The sequence below is a fragment of the Nonomuraea sp. 3N208 genome (genome assembly GCF_052245935.1).
In the GTDB taxonomy this organism is placed as follows: Bacteria; Actinomycetota; Actinomycetes; order Streptosporangiales; family Streptosporangiaceae; genus Nonomuraea.
This window is the reverse complement of sequence record NZ_JBQQBR010000032.1, coordinates 62,106-83,888: the sequence shown is the minus strand read 5'-3', so window position 1 is coordinate 83,888 and position 21,783 is coordinate 62,106. Positions and strand designations below refer to the sequence as shown.

Genomic DNA, 21,783 nt, shown 5'->3' with positions numbered 1-21,783 from the left:
CCTATTTCGGTTTATTTCGGCGGTGGTGTGAGCCGCAGGATGGCGCGGTCGTCTGCGAGGTGGGTGAGTTCCAGCCGCATGTTGTTGATGCGGCCGGGCCTGCTCGGAGTCAGGGTGAGGTTGCCCTCGTCGCGGCAGCGGCCGTTGACGCAGGTACCGCTGACGCTCACGCTCATTCCCTCGGCCCGCAGACCACCGGAGGAGCCCAAGAGCCCGATCACGACCTCGTCCGCGTTGAGCGAGCTGATCGTGAGCCGCTGCACGCCGAACCGCTCGCCGATGGTGAGGCGGTCGCCCGCCTGGATGTCGACCTCGCAGTCGGCGTCCTTGCAGGCCGCCAGATCGTTCCCGTCGGCCGCTTGTGGCTCGGCAGCCGGGGTCGGGGTGGATGTCGTCGGGCTGGATGTCGTCGGGCTGGATGTCGTCAGGGTGGAGGCGGTCGGAGGAGGAGCGCCCGCCGTTCCTGGTGTCGCGGAGAGCGGCGCCGGCGGTGTCGCGGTCGGTGTCGCGGACGGGTCGGCGCAGGCGGCGAGCGTGAGCAGCAGGGCGGCGGCGGTGAACCGGGCGAGGGTCGGCATTGGGCTCCTCTGGTCAGGACGTTGTGCCTTCCACGTGAAGAGATAACCCGCTGACGCCGCGTTCACACAGAAAGTGACTGGTCCGCGCTGAGGCGCCCGCGCGCCACCCGCTCCACATACGACCCGCGGACCGTCACGCGTACCAAGAACGCCGGGACCGGACCGGCAACGCGTAAAAGGGGATGAACCTCTCCAGGTTGGGTGCAAGGCTGGGCTCGTGAGCGACACGCAAACCGTGGTCCTGGTCGAGGGATCCAGTGACAAGTCGGCTATCGAGGCGTTGGCCGAGCGCCGTGGCCGGAACCTGGCGACCGAAGGCATCTCCCTTGTGGCGATGGGCGGTGCGACGAACATCGGGACGTATATCGGCAGGTTCGGCCCTCGCGGTCGCAATCTCCGGCTGGCCGGTCTGGTCGACGTCGGGGAGGAAGGCGACTTCCGGAGGGGTCTCGAGCGCGCCGGTCTTGGATCCAATCTCAGCCGAAGCGATCTGGAGGCGCTCGGATTCTTCGTGTGCGTCGCTGACCTGGAAGACGAGCTGATCCGCGCCCTCGGCACCGCCATGGTTGAGCGCGTTGTCGATGCCGAGGGCGAGCTCAGGTCATTTCGCACGCTCCAGAAGCAACCCGCATGGCGCGGGGGCACCACTCACGACCAACTGCGCCGATTCATGGGATCAGGAAGTGGCCGCAAGATCCGCTACTCTGGCCCGCTCGTCGCGGCACTCGATCTCGATCGCGTGCCGCGACCGCTGGACATGCTGCTGGCCCACCTATGAGGCAGTCGGAGATGGTGATTTTGTCACTGCCGGCTGAGGCGGCTTCGTTGGCGGAACCAGAGGGCGCGGGCTTGGCGTCGTCGTCGCCGGCGCGACCATGGCAATCTCTCGTTCAGTCCGCCCGCGGGGCGTGGATCGCGGTGAAGGCCAGGAGGGGGATGGCGGTCCGCGGCGGATCCTCGAGTATGGGTGAGTGTCCGAGACCGGGCAGCAACTCGACTTTCGCGCCCGGAACGGTGCGGTAGTCGGCGGCGGATGAGGATCGCCATCTGCGGTCGTCCTCGCCGAAGATCACCAGTAGCGGCTTGCCGAGGGCCGTCAGCCGATCCGGGAGCGCCTGCTGCTCCAGATAGGCGCTGGTGCCCTGCATCGTCGTGGTGAGCGTGTGGTAGGTCATAGCGCGCACGTCGTCCAGGAGCTCTTGTGGGATCTGGTAGCCCGCGCGGCTGAAACCGGTGCTCGCAAACTGGCGGATCTGCTCGTCGGTCGGCGGCCACTGCGAGGGTGCGATTGCGGCGGACTCCGGTGCGATGAAGGCGTCCAGGCTGGGTCCGGTGTTGATGAGCGCGAGCGCGGTCACCAGGTCGGGTCGCTGTTCGGCGAGGGCCGTGGCGACCGCGCCGCCGCTGGAATGGCCGACGACTATGGCGTTCTTGACGCCGAGCCGGTCCAGTGCCGCGCCGACCCGGCGTCCTTGGTCCCGGATCGCGTAACTACGGTCGGCCGGTTTGGCCGACCGGCCGTGCCCGAGCAGGTCGATGCGGATGACGCGATGGGATCTGGTCAGCATCGGAACCAGCGCATCCCATGAGCGGGTCGAGGAGGCGGACCCGTGGATGAGCAGGAGTGCGGGGGCGTCGCGGGGGCCGTCCTGGCACACGTGGATGTCGCCGTCGTCCAGGGACAGGGTCGAACTCTCGGTGGCCTCGGCGTCGCCGTTCACCTGCGGTTCGCCGTCAGAAATGGTCATGAGGCCACTGTCGCCGCCGGTACGCGCCGGTGGATTGGACAAATGTTCCCCTCAGCCGGCTCACGTAGCATGGCACCGTGCGGACGTTCGTGCACGGTGCGGCTGCGTGGGGCGTCGCACGCCCGCAGCGGCCCAGCCTGGTGGCCGGTGTCACCATGGCCGGGTTCCGTGTCCGTGACCTGGACGCGCTCCGGATGGTCCCGCACCCGGCCGTGACGCTGCTTCTGGAGTTCGGCACCGGTTCGCCCGTCCTGGACTATGCCGCCGGGCGGCAGCAGCGGGGAAGTGTCGTCGCCGGGCCCGGGCTCGGGTCCGGAGGCGCGGTCTGGGCGCGGGGTGAGAACGTCGAGTGCGTACAGGTGCGGCTGTCCCCGGTGATCGCACGCGCGGTTCTGGGCCACTCGCCCGCCGACCTCGACGGCGCCGTGGTGGCCCTCGATGACCTGTGGGGCCGCGAGGCGTCACGGATCCGTGAGCAACTGGGCGACGTCTCGTCGTGGCAGGATCGCTTCGCGTTGACGGACACGCTGCTCGCCCGCCGGCATGAGGCGGGGTCGCCGGTGGACCCGGAGGTGGCCTGGGCCTGGCATCGGATCGTCGGCGGCCGCGGCCTGGTCCGGGTCGACGGTCTTGCGGCCGAGGTCGGATGGAGCCGTAAGCGCCTGTGGTCCCGGTTCCGGTCGCAGCTCGGCCTGCCGCCCAAGCGCGCTGCCAAGCTGGTCCGCTTCGACCACGCCGCCCATCGCCTGGTCGCAGGTGAAGGCGCAGCCCGAGTCGCGGCCGACGCCGGCTACGCCGACCAGTCCCACCTGCATCGGGACGTCATGGCGTTCACCGGAGTAACCCCCGCGACCGTGGTCGGCGAGCCATTTCTGGCGGTTGACGACATCGCATGGACCAGCCACGAAACACCCGCCAAGCCTCACGTCTCTGGGGATCTCGGTTCGGTCCATCAACTCGGCCGGCCTGCGCACTGAGCGATCGCGGCGATGTCAAAAATTCTAGACATGACGTCAAAGATTTGTTACGTTGGTTGATGTCAAGGATTCTTTACATCGTCGAGAGTGGCAGCGGGAGAGAGCATGACCCCATTAGAGACAGCCCATCAGCCGATACGCCGGGCGGCACTGATCGGGGGAATCGCGCTCGTCGCCCTCGCCGTCCTGGCAGGTCTCGCCAACTTCGGCGTCGTGGAGAACCTCGTCACGGAAGGTGACGCGCAGCGGACGGCGCAGAACATACGCGAGGCGGAGATGCTGTTCCGCTACGGCGTGGCCGGCTTCCTCGTGGCCGCCATTCTCGACGTGGTCGTGGCCTGGGCGCTTCTGGTGTTCTTCACGCCGGTGCACGAAGGTGTCGCCACGCTCGCGGCCTGGCTCAGGGCTGTGTATGCAGGAGTGTTCACCGTTGCGATCGCCCAGCTCGCCGGGGTGACGCCGCTCCTCGGCGTCGCCGACACCACCGGCCGGTTGGACGCCGACGTGCTGTCGAAGATCAACGCCTTCCATGACATCTGGGACGCCGGCCTCAGCCTCTTCGGGCTTCACCTGGCCCTCCTGGGATACCTGGCGTACAAGTCGCGCTATGTGCCCAGGTGGGTGGGCGTCCTGGTCCTGATCGCGGGGCTCGGTTATCTCGTGGACAGCCTCGGTCGGCTTCTCGTGCCGGGCTCTTCGATCGAAGCGGCCATGTTCACCTTCGTCGGCGAGGTTGTGCTCATGATCTGGCTCCTGGTCAAGGGCGGGCACGTCACCGTGGACGAGAGCACGTCCGCCTCGCCGGTACAGCAGAGATAGGGTTCGCGTACAGGGCTTCGGCGAGTGTTGCGGCAAGGCCATCGGTCGCGGGTTCGGGCCGTTTCCCCAGTACGGAGCGCGCCGCTCGACAGCCGCCGTCAAAGAGAGAAAACCTGACTTACCGGTATTAATGGACATTCGAAGCTACCCTGTCTAGACTCGGTTCAGTAACTTGTTTCTCGGGGTGCGAAGCGCTGCTGGGGGGGCCTTGTTGGGCTGTCAGCGACTAAGAGATAACTTCGAGCTGGTCGCCAAGTACGGGGATGGCGTGCCGTTGTACTTGTTCTCCGACATGTTTCTGCGCGCGCCACAGCTGCGGGAAATGTTTCCGGTGAACATGCGGAGCCAGCGCGACCGGCTCATGAGCGCGCTCACGTTAGCCGTGGAGAATTGCGCGAATCTCGCGGAGATCACTCCCTACCTGCACCAGCTCGGCCGCAGCCACCGCAAGTTCGGCACTGAGCCAGAGCAGTACGCCCAGTGGAGCGCGAGCGTGGTCAACACCATGCGGCGTTTCTCCGGAAACGCCTGGGACGACGAGCTCGAGCGCGAGTGGTGCGTGTTCCTGGCCACCCTGTCGCAGGTGCTCGTCGACGGCGCGCGGCAGGACTCGACCAACAGGCCGTCGCACTGGTCGGCGGAGGTCATCAGTCACGAGCGCAGGGCGATCGACACCGCGGTGATCCGGCTGCTGATCGACGAGCCCTTCCCGTACGTCCCCGGTCAATCGGCGCCCATCGAGGTCGGAAAATGGCCGAACATGTGGCGCTATTATTCGATGGCGAATGTGCCGAGGCAGGACAACACCATCGAAATTCATGTGAAAGCTGACGGCGCCGTCAGCCAAACCCTCGTCCGCGAGATGCACGAGGGCGATATCGTCAAACTCGGCGCGCCCGTCGGAACTCTCACACTCAATCCGAATACCGAGCGAAACATCTTGCTCGTCGCCGGAGGCACGGGATTCGCTCCGATAAAGGCGATTCTGGAGCATGTCATCAGATTGCCGGTGCCGCCGTGGGTTTCCCTGTTCGTTGGCGCGCGCGAACCCAAGGGGCTTTACGACTTCGACATCGTGCGTACGTGGGCCGAGCGTCACTCCTGGCTCAACGTCAGGGCGGCCCTGTCCGAGATCGGCGCCCCGGACGTCGCCGCCTCTGGGACCGTGAGTGAGGTCGTCAGCCGCTACGGTCGATGGGGCGGCTACGACGCGTATGTGTGCGGCCCGCCTGCCATGGTCGACAGCACGGTGAGCATGCTTCGCGAGAACGGATTCAGCGACAACCGTATACGCCTGGAGAGGTTCGCGAGCGCGGCCACGCCAACACAGAGGTTCGCCACGTCAACTACCACCGGTTGAGGCCGGTGGTTTGCTCTCACGGTCCCGTCTGGCTGAAGGGAGGCCGGTAGCGTGTGGCTGGTTGACAGCAGCCCAGCCCGCAACGGCGATGTTGCAGGCCGCGATGTGATCGGCGTGCCCAGCGAGGCCACACCCGGTGCAGACGAAACGACCTCGCGCCGGCCGATTCGCTCTGGAGATGCACCCGCAGTCGGGGCAGGCCTGCGAGGTGTAGGCGGGATCGACCAGGAGGAAGGCGACCCCGGCCCGCGCGGCCTTGTAGCGGGTGAACTCGATCGGCTGGGCGAACGCCTAGCCGTGCAGGGTGCGCCGTTGGAGGTACCGGTTGGCGTAGGCACCGGCCACCCGGGCAATCGCCCGCACCGCCGCCTGCGCGCCCAGGCCGGCGAGCGCGCGCACCGGATGGTAGGCAAGCCGGTGCAACTCAACCACGGTGAAGGTGCGCTGCTGCCAGGCCAATCGGGAGACGAGGCTGGCCGCCTCATTGCATACCCGCAGCGCCGCGGTCAGGACGTCCGGCTGAGCAGATTACCGTCTGTTACCCAATTTTTCCATACTGTTTTCGAAAGGAGGATGGCGCTTCCTTCCGGTCCTGAAGGATCGGGTCTCCGCGCCACCAATCCTGATGAATGACTCGGTCCAGCACTTCCATACGGGATACCCCGCCCAGCAGGACAACGGCAACGGCTTCCACGTCAACGACGACGCGTTCCACTTCGCCGACGACGACGGCGGCGCGGAGGCCGAGGTCTGGCGGGAGCCCGGTGACACGACGGACGGATCCTGGGAAGAGCCGCAGTGGGACGAGCCGCGGAAGGCCGAGTCCTCGTCGTTCGGGCGCTCCGCTGAACGGCTGACGCCCGGGCAACTGCGCTCCATCGTCTTCAGACGCGCTCCGCTGGGCAAACGAGGGCTGGACGAGCACCAGGTGAACAGCCTCCTGGACCGGGTGGAGGAAGAGCTGACCCGGCTGTCGCAGGAGAAGAACGCGCTCGCGAGCGAGCTCGAGCTCCTGCGCGGGTACGTCACCGACTCCGGGCAGGCAGCCCTGCCACAACAGCAGGAGCAGCAGGCCCAGCGGACGGAGGCGGAGGGCACCACCCCCGTCGGCCGCGGGGGCGGGCTGACGCGCGTGGAGCCCGCGGGCGCCGCGGAGTCGCAGGCGGTCGCCGGCAAGATGCACGAGGCCCACGTGTACGCGGCCAGCCTGTTGTCCCAGGCCCAGCAGACCGCCGACCAGTACATCCAGGACGCCCAGCGATACAGCCGCGAGCTGGTCGAGGACGCGCGCAGGAGGCGGCACGAGCTGCTGTCGACGGCGAGCTCTGAGCACACGGCATCGGCATCGGGCGATGAGTCATGGGAGCGCGAGGCCGCCCGGGTGCGCGCCGCCAACCGCGAATACCGCGGCAAGCTCCGCGACTACTTCGAGCTGCTGTTGATGAGCCTCGAAGAGTGGGAGACGGCCGAGGGCGTCGGCGCGCCCCTTCCGTCGGACGAGACCCCTCACGGAGAGCCTGGTGGTACGGCATAACTGCGCGGTGAGCGCCATCGTCGGCGGTACACCTCACTGTGCGGTGAGCGCCACCGTTGGGGGAACGCGCGCCGCCCGGAGCGCCGGGTAGAGTCCGGCCAGCGCGCCGATCAGGATCGTCGTGCCCAGCGCTCCGCCCAGCGCCCACATCGGCACCACGGCGGGCAGCGAATTGAGCCGCGCGTAGGCGAACGTCGCCAGCGAGCCGAGCAACACCCCGGCGCCCCCGCCGAAGGCGGACAGCAGCACGGCCTCGACCAAGAACTGGCTGCGGACCTGCCCCCTCGTGGCGCCGAACGACCTGCGCAGCCCGATCTCCCTGCGCCGCTCCAGGACCGCGACCACCATGGTGTTGGCCACCCCCACCGCGCCGACGAACAGGGCGACCGCGCCCAGGCCCAGCATCAAACCGGTGAACGCCCCTGCCGCGGCGGCCTTGGCCTTGAGTGCGTCGGACGGTCTGCTCACCTTGGCCTCGTTCGGCTTTTCCGGGCTCACCGTGCGGGCCAGCATCGCGCGGACGCTCTCGACGGACTCGTCCGCCGAACGCTCGTACACGGTGGTCGGGTGACCGTCGTGGTTCAGGTAGTCCTTCGCGGCGGGGAAGCCGATCAGCGCGGACCGCTCGATCTCCTCGGCCAGCGGCATCCGGTCCAGGATGCCGATGACGGTGAACCACCTGTTGCCGATCCAGACCTGCACGTCGGGCGCACTGAGGCCGAGCCGGTCGGCCGCCACCGCGCCCAGCACCACCACGGGCTGCCTTTCCGTGGCCGCGTTGAGCCACGTGCCGGTGCGGATCCTGCCGTCGAGGGTGTCGAGCAGGTCGAGGCTGCTGGCCTGGACCGTGATGCCGAGCGAGACGCCGCTGGGGATGAGGTCGTTGCGCCGCATGGTGACGCCCGTCTCGCCGGTCTGGCTGGCGTTCGTGACCCCGTCGATCCGCCCGACCATGTCGGCGGCGGCCTTGGGCAGCTTGACCTTGTCGCCGAAGAGGCTGTCGCCCGGCTGGACGCGCAGCAGATTGGTTCCGAGCGCGTCGAGCTGGCGCAGCAGTTGCTCCTGACTGGAGGCGGAGATGCCGACGACGGTGACCATGGTGGCGATCCCGATCGAGATGCCGAGCGCGGCGAGGATCGCGCGCATCGGCCTGGCCCGCAGCCCCGAGGTGCCGAGCCGGGCCAGGTCCGTCGCCCGCAGCCGGGCCGGGCGAAGAGCCGTCATGACACCTCTGACCTGACCAGACCGTCGCGGACGCGGATCCGGCGTGGGCACGCCATCGCCACCTCGGAGTCATGCGTGATGATCACGATGGTGATGCCTGCCGCGTTCAGCCTCCGGAACAACGACATGACCTCGGCCCCCGCTTCGGAGTCGAGGTTGCCGGTCGGCTCGTCAGCCAGCAGCAGCGGTGGCTCGCCGGCGACGGCCCGCGCGACGGCCACCCGCTGCATCTGCCCGCCGGACAACTGGTGCGGCCGATGATCGAGACGGTGGCCCAGGCCGACCCGCTCAAGCGCCGCCGCCGCCTTCTCGCGCCGCTGCCTCCTGGACAGCCCGGAGTAGAGCAGGCCATCGGCGACGTTGTCGAGCGCGGACGAGCCAGGCGCCAGGTGGAACTGCTGGAAGACGAAGCCGATGTAGCGGGCACGCAGCGCCGACAGTTCGCTGTCCGACAGCCTGCTCACGTCATGGCCGGCCACGCGTACCGTCCCGGAGGTCGGCCGGTCGAGGGTGCCCGCGATCTGCAAGAGGGTCGACTTGCCCGAGCCGGACGGGCCCACGATGGAGACCATCTCCCCGCCGCGGATGACCAGGTCCACCTCGCGCAGAGCATGCACCTTGCCGTAGCTCTTGCTCACGCCGCGGATCTCCAGGATCTTCATCGGCCCGACACCGAGACCTGCATGCCTTCGGCGAGACCGGCGCCGCTCACCTCCACCCGGCCGTTGCCGAAGGCGCCGGTCTTCACCGGGATCCGCGCGGGCGGCTTGCCCGGCTCGACGACCTCCACCCCGTACCCGCCTTCGGGCAGCGCGAGCAGGGCCTCCACCGGCACGGTGAGGACGTTCTCGGCGCGCCGGCGTTCGAGTTCGACGGTCACCGGCGCTTCGTCCAGGGAGCCGAGCGACTTGGCGGAGACCTTGATCTCCACCTCCACCGTGGCGCCGCTCTCCTGGTTGTCCGACCGCTTGACCGTCTTGGCCACCTTCGCGATCCGGGAGATCTTGCCCGCGGCCTTCTGTCCGCCGGCCAGCTTGACGGTGACCTTCTTGCCGACCTTGGCGATGTCCTGCTTGTCGGCGTCGAGGTTGATGCGTACCAGCCGGTCGGTCTCGGTGACGTCGAGGACAGGACGTTGCGGCGCGATCTGGTCGCCTACCTCGACGCTCGTCTCGCTCACCCGTACCTCCTCCGGCAGGAAGACGATGTCCGAGGGCGACACCTTGCCGTCGCGCTCCATTCCCCGGTCCTTCTGCCACTCGCGGACGGCCCGCCGGGTCGCGTCGGTGAAGCGGGTGTCGACCGTCATGTCCTTCTTGTAGCCGAGGGCACGCAGGTTGCGTTCGAGCTGCTCGACGTCCGGGCCGCGCTTGACGCCTTCCTTCAGCGTCCGGTACGCGGGCAGCTTGCCGTACAGCAGGATCCGCGGATGGCGGTCGATGTGGTACAGCGCGCCGCCGCGCTTGATGACCTTTCCCTCAGCGGGGAGGCTGGTGATCGTGCCGCCCGAGCCGGCCTTGATCGTGCGGTTGCCGGCGTACGTGAGCGTGCCGTCGATGCTCTCCCTGTCGACGAGGTCGCCGCGGGTGATCGGCTTGGTGGCGGTGGAGACCGTACGCGGGGTCGGCGTGCTGTCCGCATGCGCGCGTGGCCCCGCGTCGAAGAACGCGGCCGAGGCGTGCACGCCCCCGGCGGTCACCGCGCTGCCGACGGCCGCGGTGCCCAGCGCGACGAGGACTCCTTTGAGCCGGCCGTTCACGGTGCACCTCCTTGGCCCTGCAGGTGCTGCTGCGCGCACTTCTCCGCGGCTGCCTGGAGCTTGGGATCGTTGGGGTTGAGGTTGGGGTTCTCCTGGGGCGGATCCGGTACGTCGAAGCCCTGCTCCCGCATGCACCTGGCGACCTGGATCAGCTGGTCGCGCACCTTCGGGTCCTCGAGCGGGTTAGGGATCTGCGACGCGTACTCCTGGCAGGCCTTCGTCGCCTTCTCCAGCGTGGCCCGGTCGCCCTCGTACTTCCAGGTCTTCTCCTCGGGAGAGCCGGGGTCGGGCACGTCGATGCCGTTCTGGCGTAGGCACTGGGTGAGCTTGAGCATCGCGTCGTTCGGATCGCCCGTGGGCGCCGCCGATCCCTTGGGAGCGGCCGCCGCCTTGGCCGTGGCACCCGGGGTGGCCGCGATGGCGATGGCGATGGGGTGGCGCTCGTCCCGCTGGGCGCAGCCGGTGAGCGCCGTCAGGCCGAGGAACGCGGTGGCGAGCGTGGCAAGGATCCTGGTCATGGGCGGCCGTCCCAGTCGAAGGTGCGCCTGGTCAGCACGTTCACCACGACCGCTGCCACGAGCAGCCCGGCCACGGCGGGCCAGGTCTCGGACAGCCGCCCCAGGGAGGCCTGGAAGACGAAGTCGTTGAGCTGGGCGAGCGGGTTGTAGATGGTGATCTCGTAGAACCACGGTGCCACCCCCTTCCACCCCTCGCGGGGGACACCCAGGCCGCTCCCCGCGAACAGCAGGACGAAGCAGAGCGGCGCCGCCACGCGGGCGCCGGCGGACGGCATGCGCAGGCCGCCGAGCAGCAGCCCGGTGCTGAACGCGCAGTAGGCGACGATCAGAGCCGCGCCGGCCAGGCTCAGCGGGTTCCAGGAGCGCGGCGGCCCGTAGATGAGGAACGTCACGGCGGCGAACAACGCCACCGAGGCGATGACCAGCACGCCGGCGGCGACCGCGTGGGCCAGGACGTAGGAGCCCGCACCCGCCGGCGTACGGCTCAGGCGCCTGAGCATCCCGCGGCCGCGCAGGTCCGCGACATGGGTGGTGAGCACCATGATGCCGACCGACGCGGCGACGGTGCCCGCCATCTCCGGCAACAACCGGTCGATGACCCGCACCCCCGGCATGGCGCCGAACTCCAGCGTGGGGAACGAGAAGCCGATGAACACCATCAGCAGGAGGAGGACGGCGAACGGCAGGATGACCGCGGACGCGAGCACGGCCGGGGACCGCACGAGCAGCATCAGCTCGATGCGGACCATTGCCCACAGGGTGCCGTTCATCGCCCGCTCTCCAGTGCCGCGGGTTCCGGAACGGCGGCCAGGGTGAGGTAGGCGTCCCTGAGCGTGGGCGGGCGGATCGACCAGATCCGGTCGCCGCTCATGGGCGACAGCTCCTGGATCGCCGCCTCCAGCGCCTGCCGCGACCCGTACAGGTAGGTCGAGCTGGCATAGGGCAGGACGCGTACGTCCTGCGGCCGGCCGACCTTCATGTGCGACGGCACCCGCAGCACGAAGACCGAGCCGAGCAGGCGGATCAGCCGCGACGGCGAGCCCTCCGCGAGCACCCGTCCCCGGCGCAGCAGCACGACGCGGTCGGCCAGCTTCTCCGCCTGGGCCAGGTCGTCGAGCGTGACGCACACCCCGCCGTAGCCGTCGCGCAGCTCGCTGATCGTCTGCTCGACGCGCTGCCTGCTGCCCGGCTTGAGCCCGGTCGTCGGCTGGTCCAGCAGGACGAGCTCGGGGTTGCCCACCAGTGCGAGCGCGATCATGGTCCGCCGGCGCTGGCCCTCGGTAAGAGTCTTGAAGCGCTTGGGCAGCAGCGGCTCCAGATCGAGCAGGTCGATCAGGCGCGGGGGCAGGCCGCGCGTGCCGTACAGGCGTGAGAACAGCGAGATGGCCTCGGCCACCTTCATCCGATCGGGAAGGCTCTCGTCGCGCACGCTCACCGCCAGGCCCGGGGGGAGGGGATCACCTGGCCCGACCGTGCGGCCGAGGACCTCCACGCTGCCCGAGTCGGGCTCCGCGGCGCCGGCCAGGCACTCGATCAGCGTGGTCTTGCCGCTGCCCGGCGGCCCCACCACACAGACGATCTCGCCCCGCTCCACGGTGAACGACACCTCCTCCAGCGCCTGCGCCTTGCTGAGGTCGGTGACGTCGAGCAACGGCGTCATGCGCCTGCTCGCTGGCTGAAGCGGTCGGCGATGGTGGCGCCCACCTCCAGGTACGTGTCCCGCGTCGCGGTGCGCAGGAGATCGAGGTCAACTTCCGACCCCTGCTCCAGGTGCGGATCGAAGGGCACCCCGATCACGGCGCGGCAGCGCTGCGCGAAGTGGCCCTTGAGCTCTTCGAGGTTGACCGCGTTCCTGCGGGTGTTCTTGACCGCGGACAGGACCACGACCGCCTCCCTGGCCAGCTTCTGATGGCCGTGGGCCTGCAGCCAGTCGAGGGTCGCCGACGCCGACCTGGCCCCGTCCACCGTGACCGGGCTGACCAGGACGATCTGGTCGGCCATGGCCAGGATCGCGCCCATCGCCGAGTGCAGCATGCCGGTGCCGCAGTCGGTGATCGAGATGGAGTAGAACTGCTCCAGGATCTGGGCGACGGCACGGTAGTCGTCGGCGTTGAAGGCCTCGGAGATCGCGGGGTCGCGGTCGGAGGCCAGCACCTCCAGCCGCGAGGGCGCCTGGGAGGTGTACGAGCGCACGTCGGCATAGCGCCAGATGCCGCCCCGGTCGTTGAGCAGGTGGCGGACGGTGGCGGGTGACTCCAGCCGGAGCTTCTCCGACAGGGTGCCGCGGTCGGGGTTGGCGTCGACCGCGATGACCCGGTCGCCCCGCTGGTGGGCGAGCGTCGAGCCGAGTCCGATGGTGGTCGTGGTCTTGCCGACGCCGCCCTTGAGGCTCATGACGGCGATCCTGAAGTGGCCCGAGGCGACAGGCTGCCTGATGCGCTCGATCAGCTCGTGGCGGCGGCGCTCGGCCTTGGAGTCCTGCGGCCTGATGAGGCCGCCGGTGAGCGTGTACACGGCTTTGCGCCAGCCACCCGACGGCGGTCTCCTGCGGGTACGCAGTAAGCGCTCCGGACGCAGGCTCTCGGACGACATCGCCGCCCCAGCCGTGTCAGGATCCGGCGTGGCCCCGGCCGGCTGCTGCTGGACAGGCGCCGCCGCTTCCCACGAAGGCTGCTCCTGCGGGAGGGGCGGGGACGCCGCCGGCTCCCAGGGGGGCTGCTCAGACTGGGGGAGCAGGGAGACGTGCGGCGGCTGACCAGGTGGCGGGAAGACCCGCCGGGGCGGCGCGGTTTCGCCGGGCTTGGGTACGCCCGCCTCGGGGATGCGCGGCGCGGCCTCGGCCGGCTGGGGAACGCCTGCCTCGCCGATCCCCGGAGCGCTCGTCCCGGGGACGCCCGGCTCGGGCGCGCCGCTGCGCCATCCGGCTTGCTCGTTCTCGGGAGAGTCCCCCGTGCCGGGAGCAGGGTCTCCGGGGCTGGGCCAGGCGACCGGCCCGGCGGAGTTCCACCCCTCGAAGTGCCCCTGAACCGGAGCCGGGGCAGGAGGCTCGGAGCCGGTCCTGTCCTGCTGCCGCCACAACCCGGCCGGCGGTGGCGGCGGTGGCTTGTCGACGGCCGGCGCGCCCGTCGACCTGTTGGGTGGCGGGAAGCGTATGGTGCGCGTCAGATCCGGATCCACGACTGATTCCCCGTTTACCCCGCCCTTGTTCTGCTCGTCCGCGTTCCCCTGAGACTGTTCATCCGGCCCGCCGTGCATGCCTCACCCGTCCGCACTCCGTGCGCATCAACGCTCCGCAGGACATTCCACGAATAACAACGATCGCACTCACTTGTCAAGGTTGACGATCAAAAATCGAGATTTAGTCAAATCTGTGACTCAAGGGGCAAATGTCCGGTTTGTCCGAACCGGGATCGTGTTTGAGTAATCTCCTTAGCGGGGACTGCAGAATTTGCCGCTGGGCTACTTTGCAATTGTTCTGAGACTATTTGCCCCTGGAGAGCGACTCGGTGGCTCGCTTACGATTTCGTTCGACCCAGAGAGGAAAGACCGATGGTTCACAACAATGAGTTAAGCCCCCAGATGCCGGGGACGGTCAGAGTCGTCCAGGTTTTCATGTGGATCGGTGTGGTGCTCGGCGTCATCCTGCTGGTGATCGGCTCGCTGAGCCTCGTCGCGGTCAGCGCCCTGTCGGCCGACCCTGAGATCGCCTCCGCCTCCGCCGCGCTGCCGCCGATGGCAGTGATGTGGGTGCTGATGCTGATCTCGGCCGTCCTGGTGGTGGTGCAGCTGGTCCTGGTGATCAGGATCCCCCGCCAGCAGGCGGCCACCCGTACCGCCATCATCTGGCTCTTCGCCATCTCCGCCGCCGTCAACATCGTCACGGCGGTCCTGACCACCGACTACGCGTCCAACGGGGTCTCCCTGCTCCTGTCCGCGCTGCTCATCGGGCTGCTGATGACCGACGGCGCGAAGCGGTACTTCGTGAGGTGACCGCCCGCGTGCCGGGCTCCGCTGAGGCCCTCCGCCGCCGGGCGGAGGGCCTCGGTCATGCCCGTGTCACAACCAGCCGAGCCGCTGCGCGTTCCTGACGGCCTCCGTGCCGCTGGCGGCGTTGAGCTTGGACATCGCGCTCGACAGGTGGCCGCGCACGAGGGCTTCGGTGAGGTGGAGCGCGATCGCGATCCTGGGGATCGTGGCGCCGCCGCCGGCCAGGCGCAGGGCATCCCGCTCGCGCTCGGTGAGCGGGCTGTCGGTGGTGGCCATCGCGGCGGCGGCGAGCTCCGCGTCGAGGTAGCGACCGCCGGCCGCGACCTTGCGGATCGCCGCCGCCAATTCCTCCGCGGAGGCGTCCTTGCCCAGGAAACCTCCCATGCCGGCGGCCATCGCACGGCGGAGGTGACCGGGGCGCGCGAGACTCGCCAGGATGACGATTCCGCACCGGTGGGCGATCTGCGCGAGATCGTCAACGGGCATCTGGATGTCGAGGACGGCGACGTCGGGGCTATGCTGCTCGATCGCCCGGGCGATCTCGTCCCCGTGGCCGACCTGGGCGGCGACCTCGATGCCCGCTTCGAGGTCGAGCAACGTCGCCAGGGCTTCTCGGATCAGGCGCTCGCCGTCGGCGAGCAGCACTCGGATGACGTCCCCCATCGGCGTCTCCCACGACGTGCGTACGGCTGGCGCCGGACTATGCAGGAATCCGGCGCCAGCCGTACTGAACAGATATTATGACCCGCCCGCGGCCAATATGGTCACGCTGTCACCCGAGTCGTCGGGCTTCGTCGTCGTCTTGTCCACGTAGGCCTTGACGGCCTGCCCGGCCCAGTCGTCCTGGACCAGCTGCTCGACCCGCTTGCCCGGGTTGGCCAGGCGCCCTAGCACGCCGCTGCCGTGGGCCAGGGCGAGCAGGGTGACGGTGCGGGCGTCGGGTTTCTGGCCGCGTATCACCTTGCCGATCCTGTCTTTGACGGCGCGCACCAGCGTGGGGTCGTCGTAGCCGTACCGCTCGACCGGGATCAGCCCCAGCATCCGGGACCTGTCGGCCTTGAACGCCCCCCGTTCCGCCAGTCGCCGCAGGTAGTTCCGGTGTTTGCGGACGGGATTGATCATGATCAGCCAGCGGCCGGCCGGCAGCGTTTTGCCCACCTTCACCATCCGGGCGAGCACGGCGTCCAGCTCGGCGTCGCCGACCGGCCGCCTGTCCACCACCGCCAAGTCGGCGCCCCTCACTTCCACCTTGCCCGACGCGGCCAGCTCGGCCAGCTCGGCGGCGGTGAGGCTGATGTTCAGCACATTGTTGGGGATCAGCTGCTTGCCGTCGGTCTCCCGATGGGCGAGCAACATGAGCTCTTCCGCGAACGTCAGCTGTTCCGTGGCCATACCACGAGTCTGACTCCGCCCCGTCGGCCGGCGTAGACGCTGATGTCATCAGCGGGATGTGACATCTGTCATGTGGCGGCCGCCGGGTGCCGAGGGGAGCGGTCCCTAGCGTGGAGATCCCGCATTTGCACAGGTCGGGCCATGGAAGTTGCGAGGAAGCCGGGAGGAAGTGGCGGTTGTTAGCTTTGCTCCCAGCACCTTGGAGCTGCTCGGACGGGGGAGCGATGACGGCGCTGGCAAACGGGGAAACGGACACGGCCAAAGGCTGGATGGCTCCGATCGATCTTGATCGGGTGCCTGACGTCGAGGCGTTTCTCGACCGGCTCGGCTACGGCCGGTTCGATCGGGAGACCCTGGTGGCGCCCATCGGTCGTAACGAAGTGTGGGCGGGCCGGACCGACAGCGGCAGGAAGGTCTTCGTCAAACGTCTCATCGGGGGAGACGACGCGAAGCCGAGGCTGCGGCGCATGCTCGCCTTCGAGCGGTTCAAGGCGGCCCGGCCGGTCCTCGCGGACCAGGTCAGGACCCCCGCCTACCTGGGCGCCGACGAGGACGCCGGGCTCGTGGCCTTCGACTTCATGGACGAGGCCAGGAACGGCGCCGAGGCGATGATCGAGGAATCGTTCGGCGACGAGCTCGCCAGGCAGGTGGGCGAGGCGATCGGCCACCTGCACAATGCCGGGACCCAGGCCGGCGAAGGGCTCGACGACGGGCCCTTCCCGCTGCCTGACCTGCGGCTCCTGCGCGGGCTGCCGCTGGAGATGTGGCACAACCTGAGCTACGGCGAGATGGAGAGCTGGAGCATCCTGCACGGCGACCCCGAGCTCATGCGCGGCATCCTCGCGCTGTGCGAATGGGAGAGCCGGTCGGCCAAGGTCCCGGTCCACGGTGACTTCCGGGTCGACCAGCTCCTGCTGCCCGAGGACGGCGGATTCCAGATCACCGACTGGGAGGACTTCCGCCTTGGGGATCCGGCCCGCGACGTCGGCGCGTTCGCCGGCGAATGGCTCTTCCGCTCCATCCTGGACATCGTCAGCGCGCGCGGCGACGAGGTCGTCTTCGAGGCGGCCGAGTTCACCCATGAGATGGTGCTCCAGCGTGGCGCGGAGAAGATCGAGCGGCTGCGGCCGCGCATCCACGGCTTCTGGCAGGGTTACCGGGCCGTCCGGCCGGGACTCGACGACGAGTTCGCGGCGCGGGCCACGGCGTTCGCCGGCTGGCACATGATGGACCGCCTGCTGGCCTCGGGGGCGCGCTCGGCCAAGCTCTCCGGCATCCAGCGCGCCGCCGCCGGCATCGGCCGCACCGCGCTGCTGGCGCCCGCCCGCTTCACGATCGCCCTGGGTTTGGAGGATGAATGAGCGTCACTGACCTCGTGGCGCCGGGCGGGATCGCCCCGGTGCTGGACGCGGTGACCGTCGACATCGACCGGCTCCGCGCGACCGTCGCCGACGTCACGGTCGAGGCCGACAGCGCCGCCGAGCTGGCGGTGAAACTCTCCCAGGCGCTCTACGAGGTGCTCCACACCGGGCGGCGTTCGGACGACGGCCAGGGACTGCCGTTCCACCTGCGGGACAGGGAGTTCGAGCTGGCTCTCGCGGAGAACGTCCCGCATGAGACGACGGTGTCCGAGGGGCTGATCGCCGACGGCACGGAAGAGGGCGGGAAGGTCCTCGTCGTGTGCGGGGGGCCGCGGGTCTGGGTGCCCCGCGACAGGATCCTGGAGGAGCCGCCGTTCGCGCCGGGACAGCGGGTGAACGTCACCCTGTCCCCGCTGCGGCCGGCGCTCTCACCGGGCTTCTTCTTCGTGCACGGCTCGGCGCCGAGCGACATGCGGGGCGACATCCTGCGCGTTTACCTCCACCTGGCGGCACCGGAGCAGGCCCCGGCCGTCTGGCGCCTGGCCCTGACCCATTTGGAGGAGCAGGAGGCCGAGTACCGCGCGAAGGTGCTGTCCTCCCCGCTGCTTTACCCGCGGCGCGACGGGCTCGTGATCTATCTCGGCGCCCGCTCCCGCGACCTCGCGACCGACCTCGCCGCCCTCGTGGCAGGCGTGCCCGGCGTGGGTACGGAGACGTCCGCGTTCGCGCACGCCCTGGGCCCCGGAGTGGCCACCGCGTGGGAACCCGACGACCGCAGGCCGGTCATGCGTGGCATGAGCTTCGGCCAGCACCGGGCCGGCGTGCTCGGGCAGGCGCTCGTGGAGGCCGCCGCCGGCAAGGTCCCGGCCTCCACGCTGGTCGCCGCCCGGTTGACCGAAGCCAACATCGACCCGTGCGACCTCGCACGGAATCAGACGTCGCCCCAGGCGATGACGGGGGGCGGCGGCACATGCCCCCCGGTACCTGATGCAGGAAGGAGGTGAACAGCATGACGAAGAGCACCGCCATCATGGAGTTGGTCGCGGGCTACGACTCGTACGCCGAGCCGGGTGAGTTGCAGGTCTCCGCGATCTCCGACGCCCCCGAGCTGTGGTTCACGATCTGGGCCGTCAGCTACGGCGTTCGCGTGAGCTCCGCCAAGTGCGCCATTTGGGCCTCGGCCGCGTCCGGCGCCGTTTCCGGCTGGATCCTGAACCGTTAGTACCGCGCTGCGGACAGGACCCTATTTCGTCGCGATGAAAGCGAAGGGAGGGAAATAATGCACGATGTCGTGCGGCCGTCGAAGACGGCCGCGATTATGGAACTCACGGCGGGCTACGACGCTTATGCCGATGCATCTGAGTTCAGTTTGCCGGCAGAATCCGAGGCTCCCGCCGGCACGCCTGTGACGATTCTTGTACTTGGCGGTTTCGCCACCAGTTACGTAGTCAGCGGGATCGCCCGCAAGGCGTGGGACAGAACCTTCATCTTCGGTTGCTGAAAAGCCGGATGTAAGGGTGGGCAGGCGATATATGCAGGGCGCCTGCCCACACCCGACCGGTCCAGTTCGTCACGTCTCAAGGAAACGCATGCGAGATTCGAACGCCGACGACCTGACCGCGATGGCGGACCTGCTCACGCCGCTCGCCATCCGGGTGGCGGCCACGCTCCGCCTGGCGGACCACATGGCCGCGGGGGTGACGACGGGGGCGGGCCTCGCCAAGAAGGTGGACGCCCATCCCGCGACGCTGAAGAAGCTGCTGCGCTACCTCGTCTCGCGCGGGATCTTCGAGTGGAGCGAGGAACGCGGCTACGAGGTGACCGAGCTCGGCGCTCCTCTGCTGGACGACGCGCCCGGCAGCGTGCGCCGGCGGCTGAGCATGGACGGGCTGCTGGGCCTGGCCGAGCTGGGCCTGGTGGGGCTGCTGCACACCGTCCGTACGGGGGAGGTCGGCTACAAGGCGGCCTTCGGCAGGGACTTCTGGCAGGACGTGAGCGACGTGCCGGACGACGCCAACGTGCTGGCGGATGAGGTCGCGAGCGGGCTGGCCGGAGACGGCCGGCTGATCGTGCACACCTACGACTGGTCCGGCGTGCGCCGGGTGATGGACGTCGGCGGCGGCAACGGGACGCTGCTCATCGAGCTCGCCCGCACCCACCCCCACCTGCACGGCGCCGTGCTCGATCTGCCCGGGATGGCGCGGGCCGCGGCGCAGCGCATCGAGTGGTCCGGCCTGGGGGATCAGTGTGAGGCGATCGAGGGAAGTTTCTTCGATCCGATCCCGCCGGGGTTCGACGTCTACCTGCTGTCGGCCATCCTGTGCGACTGGCCGGACGACGACGCCGTCAAGATCCTGCGCCGGTGCGGGGATGCGGCGGGCGCGGACGGCCGGGTGCTCGTGGCCGACATGAACCTCATCTACGACGACGACGCGGACGCCGCCCGGATGAACCTTCTCCTGACCGGCACGGTCCCGGTGCCCGTACGCACGCTCAAACAGCTCAAGCGGCTCGGCGCGGCCGCCGGCCTCGAGCTCTCGTGGGAGGGCCCGACGACGAGAAGGCGGACGCTCCTGGAGTTCCGAGCTCATTGACACGCACTCTCTTGGACAGGTGAGAAGTGGAACAGCAGGCGCCCACGAAGATCGCGGAAGCACAGCCTTCCGCGGAAGAGCAAGCCTCCACGCAGGCCGCGCAAGAGCAGGCCTCCACGCAGGCCGAGCAGGCCTCCACGGACGAGCGGTCCACCACGCAGAAGCTCGCGCTCTCACGCGAGATGACGGCCGGCAAGGCGAACCAGGTGGCCGCGATCGTGGTGCTTGCCCTGCTGTCGACCATCACCACGCTCGCCCTGCCACTGATCGGCGGGGCCTTCGTCGCCGAGCTCGAGAAGGGCGGCGGCGCGGTGACCTCGGCCGCGCTCTGGATGGTCGGGGTGGGGCTGGCCGCGGCGGTCACCGGCACCCTGTCCGGCTACCTGCTGTCCAAGCTCGGCATCGACCTCGTCACCAAGCTGCGCGTACGCACGTTGAAGCACTCACTGGGACTGCCGCTGAAGATCGCCAGGCGGGAGGGGACGGGAGACCTGGCCGCCCGGCTCACCTCGGACTCCTCCCAGGTGCGCGGCCTGACTGAGGTTGGGCCGCTGCAACTGCCCATGGCTGCGCTGCAGGTGCTCGCGACGCTTGTCATCATGGGCTTCCTGGACGGGATTCTGCTGCTGATGACGGTCGGATCGTTCCTGATCGCGATCATCGGGGTCGTCTTCGTAGTCAAGGCGATCCGCAAGAAGTTCGAGGCGCTGCAGGCGGGTGTCGGCAAGCTGTCCGACGACTTCGTCGCGACCCTGGAGGCCCTCACTGTCGTCAAGGCCCACCGAGCCGAGAGCAGGCTCGTGCGGAGCTTCTCCGAGCGGGCGGAGAACCTGGGCGGGCTCGAGATCGCCGCCGCCCGGCTTGAGGCCATGGTGGTGCCGGTGATGACGCTCGCCCAGCAGGTCGCCCTCGTCGTCGTGATCATGGGTGGCGGCGTGCGCTACGTCGCCGGTGAGATCTCGCTGCCGAACCTCGTCTCGTTCCTGCTCCTGCTGCTGCAGCTGGCCGCTCCGCTGGTCATGGCCATCCAGGCGATCGGCGCCATCCAGGCCGGTCTCGTGGCCAAGCAACGGTTCGAGTCCGTCTTCTCGCTCCCGTTCGAGCAGGTGGACGACCGTGCGGAGGGCGGCGAGCCGGTGGCCGTGGCGCCCGGGACCCCCGCCGTCGTGCTGCAGGGGGTCGGCTTCGCCTACGAGGCGGGCCGGCCGGTGCTCGAGGACGTCGGCTTCGCTGTGCCGCCGAGCGGCCTGACCGCGATGGTCGGCAGGTCAGGGGCCGGCAAGACCACCGTGCTCGGCCTGATCGAGCGTTTCATGGAGCTCGACTCGGGGTCGATCTCCGTCTACGGGCGCGAGGTGTCCGACTGGCCGCTGTCGGAGCTGCGCGGCCGGATCGCCTACGTCGATCAGTCCTTCACACTGCTGCGGGACACGGTACGCAACAACCTGCTGCTCGGGCTCGACAAGACCGTGCCGGACGAGGTTCTGCTCGACGTGCTGGAGCAAGTCGGCCTGCGCGAGGAGATCTCCGCCCTGCCCCAGGGCCTCGACACGCCGATCGGCGGGGAGAACGATCTGTCGGGCGGCCAGCGGCAGCGTCTCGCCCTGGCCGGCGTGCTGCTCAGCGACGCCCGGCTGGTCCTGCTCGACGAGCCGTCGTCCCAGCTCGACAGCCTCAACGAGGGCCGGCTCCGCGAGGTCGTCGACCGGCTCGCCGAGGACAGGGCGGTCCTGGTCGTCGCGCACCGGCTGTCCACTGTCCAGCACGCCCGCCACGTCATCCTCCTGGACCAGGGGAAGGTGCTGGCGCAGGGGACGCACGAGCGGCTGATGAGCGAGAGCGAGCCCTACGCCGAGCTCGTTCACGGCCAGATGCTGCGCCCCGTGGATTCCGTCCGGATGTCCTGAACAGGAGTGATGATGCCCAGCCTCT

At 69.1% G+C, this 21,783-nt stretch carries 25 protein-coding genes; 12 read left to right on the top strand and 13 right to left on the bottom strand.

Features of this window, described 5'->3' with window-relative positions:
* Nucleotides 1-11 precede the first annotated feature (11 nt).
* On the bottom strand, nt 12-578 hold the full coding sequence (locus ACTWPT_RS39730) for a hypothetical protein (protein WP_443182681.1): 567 nt from the start codon (nt 576-578) through the stop codon (nt 12-14).
* A 217-nt stretch (nt 579-795) separates the two neighbouring features.
* On the opposite strand from ACTWPT_RS39730, the gene ACTWPT_RS39725 reads away from it, so the two are divergent.
* Nucleotides 796-1,356 carry a TOPRIM nucleotidyl transferase/hydrolase domain-containing protein gene (locus ACTWPT_RS39725; RefSeq protein ID WP_443182680.1) on the top strand — a complete coding sequence of 187 codons (561 nt, stop codon included), beginning with the start codon at nt 796-798 and terminating at the stop codon, nt 1,354-1,356.
* A 112-nt stretch (nt 1,357-1,468) separates the two neighbouring features.
* Here the strand turns inward: ACTWPT_RS39725 and ACTWPT_RS39720 are convergent, their stop codons facing one another.
* Nucleotides 1,469-2,326: an alpha/beta fold hydrolase gene (locus ACTWPT_RS39720; RefSeq protein ID WP_443182679.1), complete on the bottom strand. Its 858-nt coding sequence runs from the start codon at nt 2,324-2,326 to the stop codon at nt 1,469-1,471.
* Between the two features lie 77 nt (nt 2,327-2,403).
* On the opposite strand from ACTWPT_RS39720, the gene ACTWPT_RS39715 reads away from it, so the two are divergent.
* The 3 genes from ACTWPT_RS39715 (at nt 2,404) to ACTWPT_RS39705 (ending at nt 5,482) form a co-directional block, all read left to right on the top strand.
* Complete coding sequence (locus ACTWPT_RS39715) at nt 2,404-3,303, top strand: helix-turn-helix domain-containing protein (RefSeq protein WP_443182678.1); 900 nt, start codon at nt 2,404-2,406, stop codon at nt 3,301-3,303.
* A 105-nt stretch (nt 3,304-3,408) separates the two neighbouring features.
* Nucleotides 3,409-4,122, top strand: coding sequence for a DUF4386 domain-containing protein (locus tag ACTWPT_RS39710; protein ID WP_443182677.1), 714 nt, complete (start codon nt 3,409-3,411; stop codon nt 4,120-4,122).
* Nucleotides 4,123-4,390: 268 nt separating this feature from the next.
* Nucleotides 4,391-5,482, top strand: coding sequence for a globin domain-containing protein (locus ACTWPT_RS39705; protein ID WP_443182676.1), 1,092 nt, complete (start codon nt 4,391-4,393; stop codon nt 5,480-5,482).
* On the opposite strand, the gene ACTWPT_RS39700 is transcribed toward ACTWPT_RS39705, so the two are convergent.
* Nucleotides 5,465-5,758: a zinc ribbon domain-containing protein gene (locus tag ACTWPT_RS39700; protein ID WP_443182738.1), complete on the bottom strand. Its 294-nt coding sequence runs from the start codon at nt 5,756-5,758 to the stop codon at nt 5,465-5,467. The two genes, ACTWPT_RS39705 and ACTWPT_RS39700, sit on opposite strands and share 18 nt — an antisense overlap.
* 15 nt (nt 5,759-5,773) lie before the next feature.
* The gene (locus ACTWPT_RS39695) at nt 5,774-5,941 is read right to left on the bottom strand and encodes a hypothetical protein (protein WP_443182675.1); all 168 of its coding nucleotides are present in this window, start codon (nt 5,939-5,941) and stop codon (nt 5,774-5,776) included.
* 166 nt (nt 5,942-6,107) lie between these two features.
* On the opposite strand from ACTWPT_RS39695, the gene ACTWPT_RS39690 reads away from it, so the two are divergent.
* Nucleotides 6,108-7,016, top strand: coding sequence for a DivIVA domain-containing protein (locus tag ACTWPT_RS39690; RefSeq protein ID WP_443182674.1), 909 nt, complete (start codon nt 6,108-6,110; stop codon nt 7,014-7,016).
* A gap of 33 nt (nt 7,017-7,049) precedes the next feature.
* Here ACTWPT_RS39690 and ACTWPT_RS39685 read toward each other — a convergent pair whose 3' ends face one another.
* Genes ACTWPT_RS39685 through ACTWPT_RS39655 form a run of 7 tightly spaced genes read right to left on the bottom strand, consistent with a single transcriptional unit; the run spans nt 7,050 to nt 13,694 of the window.
* Nucleotides 7,050-8,240 (bottom strand): ABC transporter permease, encoded by a 1,191-nt coding sequence (locus ACTWPT_RS39685; protein ID WP_443182673.1) that lies wholly within the window; start codon nt 8,238-8,240, stop codon nt 7,050-7,052.
* A complete protein-coding gene (locus tag ACTWPT_RS39680; protein WP_443182672.1) occupies nt 8,237-8,902 on the bottom strand; it encodes an ABC transporter ATP-binding protein in 666 nt (221 codons plus the stop codon). The genes ACTWPT_RS39685 and ACTWPT_RS39680 overlap by 4 nt, the downstream gene beginning before the upstream one ends.
* Nucleotides 8,899-9,999, bottom strand: coding sequence for an efflux RND transporter periplasmic adaptor subunit (locus tag ACTWPT_RS39675; RefSeq protein WP_443182671.1), 1,101 nt, complete (start codon nt 9,997-9,999; stop codon nt 8,899-8,901). The genes ACTWPT_RS39680 and ACTWPT_RS39675 overlap by 4 nt, the downstream gene beginning before the upstream one ends.
* Entirely contained in the window at nt 9,996-10,517 is a 522-nt protein-coding gene (locus ACTWPT_RS39670) for a hypothetical protein (RefSeq protein WP_443182670.1), read from the bottom strand. The genes ACTWPT_RS39675 and ACTWPT_RS39670 overlap by 4 nt, the downstream gene beginning before the upstream one ends.
* Complete coding sequence (locus ACTWPT_RS39665) at nt 10,514-11,287, bottom strand: ABC transporter permease (protein WP_443182669.1); 774 nt, start codon at nt 11,285-11,287, stop codon at nt 10,514-10,516. The genes ACTWPT_RS39670 and ACTWPT_RS39665 overlap by 4 nt, the downstream gene beginning before the upstream one ends.
* Nucleotides 11,284-12,177, bottom strand: coding sequence for an ATP-binding cassette domain-containing protein (locus ACTWPT_RS39660; RefSeq protein WP_443182668.1), 894 nt, complete (start codon nt 12,175-12,177; stop codon nt 11,284-11,286). The genes ACTWPT_RS39665 and ACTWPT_RS39660 overlap by 4 nt, the downstream gene beginning before the upstream one ends.
* Nucleotides 12,174-13,694 carry a nucleotide-binding protein gene (locus ACTWPT_RS39655; protein WP_443182667.1) on the bottom strand — a complete coding sequence of 507 codons (1,521 nt, stop codon included), beginning with the start codon at nt 13,692-13,694 and terminating at the stop codon, nt 12,174-12,176. Before ACTWPT_RS39655 ends, ACTWPT_RS39660 begins: the two co-directional genes overlap by 4 nt.
* A gap of 372 nt (nt 13,695-14,066) precedes the next feature.
* Between ACTWPT_RS39655 and ACTWPT_RS39650 the strand changes: the two genes are divergently transcribed.
* Entirely contained in the window at nt 14,067-14,507 is a 441-nt protein-coding gene (locus tag ACTWPT_RS39650; protein WP_443182666.1) for a hypothetical protein, read from the top strand.
* Between the two features lie 66 nt (nt 14,508-14,573).
* On the opposite strand, the gene ACTWPT_RS39645 is transcribed toward ACTWPT_RS39650, so the two are convergent.
* Nucleotides 14,574-15,167, bottom strand: coding sequence for a response regulator (locus ACTWPT_RS39645; RefSeq protein WP_443182665.1), 594 nt, complete (start codon nt 15,165-15,167; stop codon nt 14,574-14,576).
* A 75-nt stretch (nt 15,168-15,242) separates the two neighbouring features.
* Nucleotides 15,243-15,896, bottom strand: coding sequence for a GOLPH3/VPS74 family protein (locus tag ACTWPT_RS39640; protein WP_443182664.1), 654 nt, complete (start codon nt 15,894-15,896; stop codon nt 15,243-15,245).
* Between the two features lie 293 nt (nt 15,897-16,189).
* On the opposite strand from ACTWPT_RS39640, the gene lxmK reads away from it, so the two are divergent.
* From lxmK to ACTWPT_RS39610, 6 genes are all read left to right on the top strand, one after another.
* On the top strand, nt 16,190-17,257 hold the full coding sequence (lxmK, locus tag ACTWPT_RS39635) for a class V lanthionine synthetase subunit LxmK (RefSeq protein WP_443182663.1): 1,068 nt from the start codon (nt 16,190-16,192) through the stop codon (nt 17,255-17,257).
* On the top strand, nt 17,254-18,261 hold the full coding sequence (locus ACTWPT_RS39630; RefSeq protein ID WP_443182662.1) for a T3SS effector HopA1 family protein: 1,008 nt from the start codon (nt 17,254-17,256) through the stop codon (nt 18,259-18,261). Before lxmK ends, ACTWPT_RS39630 begins: the two co-directional genes overlap by 4 nt.
* Before the next feature lie 5 nt (nt 18,262-18,266).
* Nucleotides 18,267-18,479: an LxmA leader domain family RiPP gene (locus ACTWPT_RS39625; RefSeq protein ID WP_127931425.1), complete on the top strand. Its 213-nt coding sequence runs from the start codon at nt 18,267-18,269 to the stop codon at nt 18,477-18,479.
* A 57-nt stretch (nt 18,480-18,536) separates the two neighbouring features.
* Complete coding sequence (locus ACTWPT_RS39620; RefSeq protein WP_443182661.1) at nt 18,537-18,758, top strand: LxmA leader domain family RiPP; 222 nt, start codon at nt 18,537-18,539, stop codon at nt 18,756-18,758.
* A gap of 88 nt (nt 18,759-18,846) precedes the next feature.
* Nucleotides 18,847-19,851, top strand: coding sequence for a methyltransferase (locus ACTWPT_RS39615; protein WP_443182660.1), 1,005 nt, complete (start codon nt 18,847-18,849; stop codon nt 19,849-19,851).
* 26 nt (nt 19,852-19,877) lie between these two features.
* Nucleotides 19,878-21,758 (top strand): ABC transporter ATP-binding protein, encoded by a 1,881-nt coding sequence (locus ACTWPT_RS39610; RefSeq protein WP_443182659.1) that lies wholly within the window; start codon nt 19,878-19,880, stop codon nt 21,756-21,758.
* The last annotated feature ends 25 nt before the right edge of the window (nt 21,759-21,783 follow it).

Bases quoted from the DNA above. Each gene is read 5' to 3' on its own strand.
- ACTWPT_RS39730 (WP_443182681.1), bottom strand. From the start codon at position 578: ATGCCGACCCTCGCCCGGTTCACCGCCGCCGCCCTGCTGCTCACGCTC.
- ACTWPT_RS39720 (WP_443182679.1), bottom strand. From the start codon at position 2,326: ATGACCATTTCTGACGGCGAACCGCAGGTGAACGGCGACGCCGAGGCC.
- ACTWPT_RS39710 (WP_443182677.1), top strand. From the start codon at position 3,409: ATGACCCCATTAGAGACAGCCCATCAGCCGATACGCCGGGCGGCACTG.
- ACTWPT_RS39690 (WP_443182674.1), top strand. From the start codon at position 6,108: ATGAATGACTCGGTCCAGCACTTCCATACGGGATACCCCGCCCAGCAG.
- ACTWPT_RS39685 (WP_443182673.1), bottom strand. From the start codon at position 8,240: ATGACGGCTCTTCGCCCGGCCCGGCTGCGGGCGACGGACCTGGCCCGG.
- ACTWPT_RS39680 (WP_443182672.1), bottom strand. From the start codon at position 8,902: ATGAAGATCCTGGAGATCCGCGGCGTGAGCAAGAGCTACGGCAAGGTG.
- ACTWPT_RS39670 (WP_443182670.1), bottom strand. From the start codon at position 10,517: ATGACCAGGATCCTTGCCACGCTCGCCACCGCGTTCCTCGGCCTGACG.
- ACTWPT_RS39665 (WP_443182669.1), bottom strand. From the start codon at position 11,287: ATGAACGGCACCCTGTGGGCAATGGTCCGCATCGAGCTGATGCTGCTC.
- ACTWPT_RS39660 (WP_443182668.1), bottom strand. From the start codon at position 12,177: ATGACGCCGTTGCTCGACGTCACCGACCTCAGCAAGGCGCAGGCGCTG.
- ACTWPT_RS39650 (WP_443182666.1), top strand. From the start codon at position 14,067: ATGGTTCACAACAATGAGTTAAGCCCCCAGATGCCGGGGACGGTCAGA.
- ACTWPT_RS39645 (WP_443182665.1), bottom strand. From the start codon at position 15,167: ATGGGGGACGTCATCCGAGTGCTGCTCGCCGACGGCGAGCGCCTGATC.
- ACTWPT_RS39640 (WP_443182664.1), bottom strand. From the start codon at position 15,896: ATGGCCACGGAACAGCTGACGTTCGCGGAAGAGCTCATGTTGCTCGCC.
- ACTWPT_RS39630 (WP_443182662.1), top strand. From the start codon at position 17,254: ATGAGCGTCACTGACCTCGTGGCGCCGGGCGGGATCGCCCCGGTGCTG.
- ACTWPT_RS39625 (WP_127931425.1), top strand. From the start codon at position 18,267: ATGACGAAGAGCACCGCCATCATGGAGTTGGTCGCGGGCTACGACTCG.
- ACTWPT_RS39620 (WP_443182661.1), top strand. From the start codon at position 18,537: ATGCACGATGTCGTGCGGCCGTCGAAGACGGCCGCGATTATGGAACTC.
- ACTWPT_RS39615 (WP_443182660.1), top strand. From the start codon at position 18,847: ATGCGAGATTCGAACGCCGACGACCTGACCGCGATGGCGGACCTGCTC.